The sequence below is a fragment of the Okeania sp. genome (genome assembly GCF_983059655.1).
The window spans coordinates 1-4,206 of the sequence record NZ_CEZPJD010000699.1 but is presented as its reverse complement, the minus strand read 5'-3'; the positions used below and the strand labels follow the sequence as shown (position 1 = coordinate 4,206).

Here is a 4,206-nt window from a genome sequence, read left to right as displayed (position 1 = left end):
GTGAGTTTCCTGACTTTCTAGGTTTGATGCTCTACTGTTGCCTATGTCGCAATAGTGAAATTTTACAATTATTTTTTTGATTCTTGATTTACTAACAATTTTTCTGTGATTAGAGAAAATTCTATGTAGAGAAACAGTCAAATATTTTCTTAGGTGTGAAAATCAACTGTGAGTTTCCTGACTTTCTAGGTTTGATGCTCTACTGTTGCCTATGTCGCAATAGCAAAATTTTACAATTATTTTTTTGATTCTTGATTTACTAACAATTTTTCTGTGACTAGAGGAAATTCCCGGTAGAGAAACAGTCAAATATTTTCTTAGGTGTGAAAATCAACTGTGAGTTTCCTGACTTTCTAGGTTTGATGCTCTACTGTTGCCTATGTCGCAATAGCAAAATTTTACAATTATTTTTTCGATTCTTGATTTAATAATAATTTTTCTGTGACTAGAGAAAATTATGGGTAGAGATATAGTCAAATATTTTCTGGGATGTGAAAATCAACTGTGAGTTTCCAGACTTTCTAGGTTTGATGCTCTACTGTTGCGTATGTCGCAATAGCAAAATTTTACAATTATTTTTTCGATTCTTGATTTACTAACAATTTTTCTGTGACTAGAGGAAATTTTGTGAAGAGAGATTAGAGTCAGATATTTTCATAGTCAGTGGAAATAAAGTCTGAGTATCCTTACTCTCTAGGTTTGATGTTCTACTATTGCGTATGTCGTATGTCGCAATAGTGAAATTTAACAATTAATTTTTCGATTCTTGATTTACTACCAATTTTTCTGTGACTAGAGGAAATTCTGAATAGGGAGGGAGATAGTCAAATTATTACTTTTGACTTTTGACTTTTGAATTTTGACTTGAGATAACTTTTGACTTCAGTGAAATGACAGCCATATTGTTACAATATTTAACAACCTTTATAAAAAAAATCTAAAATTTTATGAATCTGGAAACAATATCATCTGCTACCCAAAAAGAATATTTGAATTCACATACTAAGAAATTAGACACATTAGAAATAGAGGCAATGCCAGTGACAAATATAGATATGGTTAAGTCTCAAGATTATTCAGAAGCAGTAGAAAATAATGCTCTACGCTATGACCCAGAAGCAATTACAGCTTTATACAGTAAACGCCCTTTGCAAGTGTGGAAAAGGCGCATCAGTGTTTTATGGACTTTTTTATCATTTGCTTTTAGCTTGTGGTGGGACAAAATTACAGGTAATGCCACTAAAAATGAATTAAAACGGGCAGTTAGGTTAAGAGAAATTTTGACAAATCTTGGTCCTGCTTTTATTAAAGTGGGACAAGCACTATCTACTCGACCAGATTTAGCCTCTCCCATATATTTAGAAGAGTTGGCTAAGTTACAAGACCAATTACCCCCTTTTCCTAATGAATTAGCCTATCGTTTTATAGAAGAAGAATTAGGTTTCCGTCCAGAAGAAATTTATGCAGAATTAACACCTAATCCCATTGCAGCAGCTTCCCTTGGACAAGTTTATAAAGGCAAACTTAAAACAGGCGAACAAGTAGCAGTAAAAGTACAACGTCCTGGTTTAGCGGAAAATATTGCTTTAGACATTTATATATTAAGAACACTAGCTATTTGGGCACATAAAAGTATTAAGCGACTCCGCAGTGACTTAGTAGCTATTATGGACGAGTTTGGGAATCGAATATTTGAGGAAATGGACTACACTCAAGAGGGTCGTAATGCGGAAAAATTTAAACAGCTCTACGGTCATCTTAAAGATATTTATGTTCCTAAAATTTATTGGCAATATACGGGTCGTCGTGTATTAACAATGGAGTGGATAACGGGTACTAAATTAACTAATTTGGAAGCCATCAAAGCCAAAAATATTGATGCCAAATATCTGATAGAAATTGGCGTGCAATGTTCTTTGAGACAGTTATTAGAACATGGTTTTTTTCATGCCGACCCTCATCCTGGTAATTTATTGGCTAGCCCAGAAGGTAAATTGGTTTATCTAGATTTTGGCATGATGAGTGAGGTTAAACCTTATCAGCGATATGGTTTATTAGAGGCAGTTGTACATTTGGTAAATCGTGATTTTGAATCTTTGGCTCAGGATTATATTAAGCTGGAATTTTTGACCCCTGATACTGATTTAACTCCGATTATTCCTGCTTTGGCTGGTGTGTTTAATAATGCTCTTGGTGCTAGTGTGGCAGAACTTAATTTTAAGAGTATTACAGACCAGTTATCAGCTTTAATGTATGAGTATCCATTTACTGTACCTGCTTATTATGCTTTGATTATTCGTTCTTTGGTAACTTTGGAAGGTATTGCGATTAATGTCGATCCTAATTTTAAGGTGTTGAGTAAGGCTTATCCTTATGTGGCAAAACGTTTACTAACTGACCAGGCTCCTGAGTTAAGAACTTCTCTGAAAGATTTACTTTTTAAAGATGGTGATTTTCGTTGGAATAGATTGGAAAATTTATTAAGAAATGCGAGTAATAGTGATGATTATGATATTAGCAAGGTGTTAGACCAAGCTCTAGATTTCTTATTGTCTGAACGTGGTGATTTTATTAGGGTGCGTTTAGTTGAAGAGTTAATTAATAGTCTTGACCTAGCATCCAGAAATACTTTTTCTAATGTGAGAAATAGAGTAGGTGAATTGTTGGGCATGAAGGAAGAAAAACCGACCAGAATTACATCTACAAATACTCCAGAAGAAAAAAGAGCAGAGCATATTCAACGTATTTGGCAAATTATTCAAGATACTCCTGGTTTTGATGCTATGCAGTTGGCGCAGTTGGTACCAAATTTGTTAGTTAAACCAGAAATGCAAAAGATGGGGCAAGAAGTTGCAAGTGGTTTGACTCAACGGGCGATCGCTCGTTTTGTTCGTCAAGTATTATTATCTCCAGAGCATTCTAATGGTAATGGTCATCAACCAGACGCTAAACCTCAACTTTCTTTGCCTGTTCCTAGGTAAGTTGATTAATTATTTAATAGCTAATTATTATTAGTTGTTAGTAGGAAAAGTTTATACTGGCAACTAATTTTTTTATCAAAAAATTGAGGTTTGATTGAGCTATAATACCAAATTTAATTTAATTAGTATGTAAGCATTTCCTGCGGACTGCTGCGCAAACAGCGGTCAGCTATCAGCTATCAGCTATGAGTTATTAAGTAATTATCTTGGAATAAGGCAGAAGGATTAAAAAAGAGTTGGAAAAAGTATCTTTTCATAACTGGACTTAGTATAAAATTTAAACTCCACTATACAGTAGATAAATTATATTATCGGGAATTCAACAAAGCAAAAGTGAACATTTATCAAAAATCATTCAAGCTAATTTTAGCGTAAGCATTCAGCTATTAGCGGTCAGCTATCAGCAATAAAAACCTCAAACTTAAGGGACTTCCAAATAAAAAATTATCCCATTAGCTATGAAAGTAAGGGAGTAGGGAGTAGGGAAGAAATTGAAAAAGTTAAGGGAGTAGAGATTAGCTAGTTAACGATCGAAGTACGAAAATTGGGGTAATTTATTTTCTGCTATTCCCTAAGGAGGATATTTAAAGGAATATAGACTTAAAAACTGGCTTTTACAGTAAAATTTAATTTTGAATGATCGAGCTTTTATCAAAAATTAAAAGCAATAGCTGATGGCTGATAGCTGACGGCTGAATGCTTACATTTTAGCGGGAAATACAAACATTCCTGCAATGATTAACGCTATTATTAGAGCTACCCTTCAAGCACGAAGTGATACCAAAAATAGTGATTTAACTTTTCGTCAAGTACATATTTTTCATTCTGAGCAATCATTACAAGCTTTGACAACTTCAGTAGGTTGGCAAGAAGCTATAAGCAACTATAAAATTTCTTCAACAAGTTTAGTACATCATGTCACAAAAATAGAAGATTCTAATGTTGATAGATTCAGGGATCTTGTAGAGCAACTACGAACAATTGTTAACCCTCTTGATAACCCACAAAACTATATTGACTTGACAGGTGGTATTTCATCTCTTAAGTCTATACTTGCTGTTTTTGCTTATGTGCTTGATATAGAAAATATTTATTCTTTGGAAGTAGATTTTTCTCAAGATTCAGGTACTAGAAAAAAGCAAGCTAATCTTTTTTACCATGATTTAGAAAAAGCAGGCGTAAGTATAAAATATCGCAAATTTCCTCCGATAAGAGAGTTTGATAA

At 33.7% G+C, this 4,206-nt stretch carries 2 protein-coding genes; both read left to right on the top strand.

Annotation, left to right across the window (positions count from 1 at the left end):
• Positions 1 to 947 precede the first annotated feature (947 nt).
• Positions 948 to 2,981 (top strand): ABC1 kinase family protein, encoded by a 2,034-nt coding sequence (locus AC3DU7_RS26890; protein ID WP_488042331.1) that lies wholly within the window; start codon positions 948 to 950, stop codon positions 2,979 to 2,981.
• Positions 2,982 to 3,715: 734 nt separating this feature from the next.
• The coding region (locus tag AC3DU7_RS26885; RefSeq protein ID WP_488042330.1) for a hypothetical protein at positions 3,716 to 4,206 on the top strand (491 nt) is incomplete at its 3' end.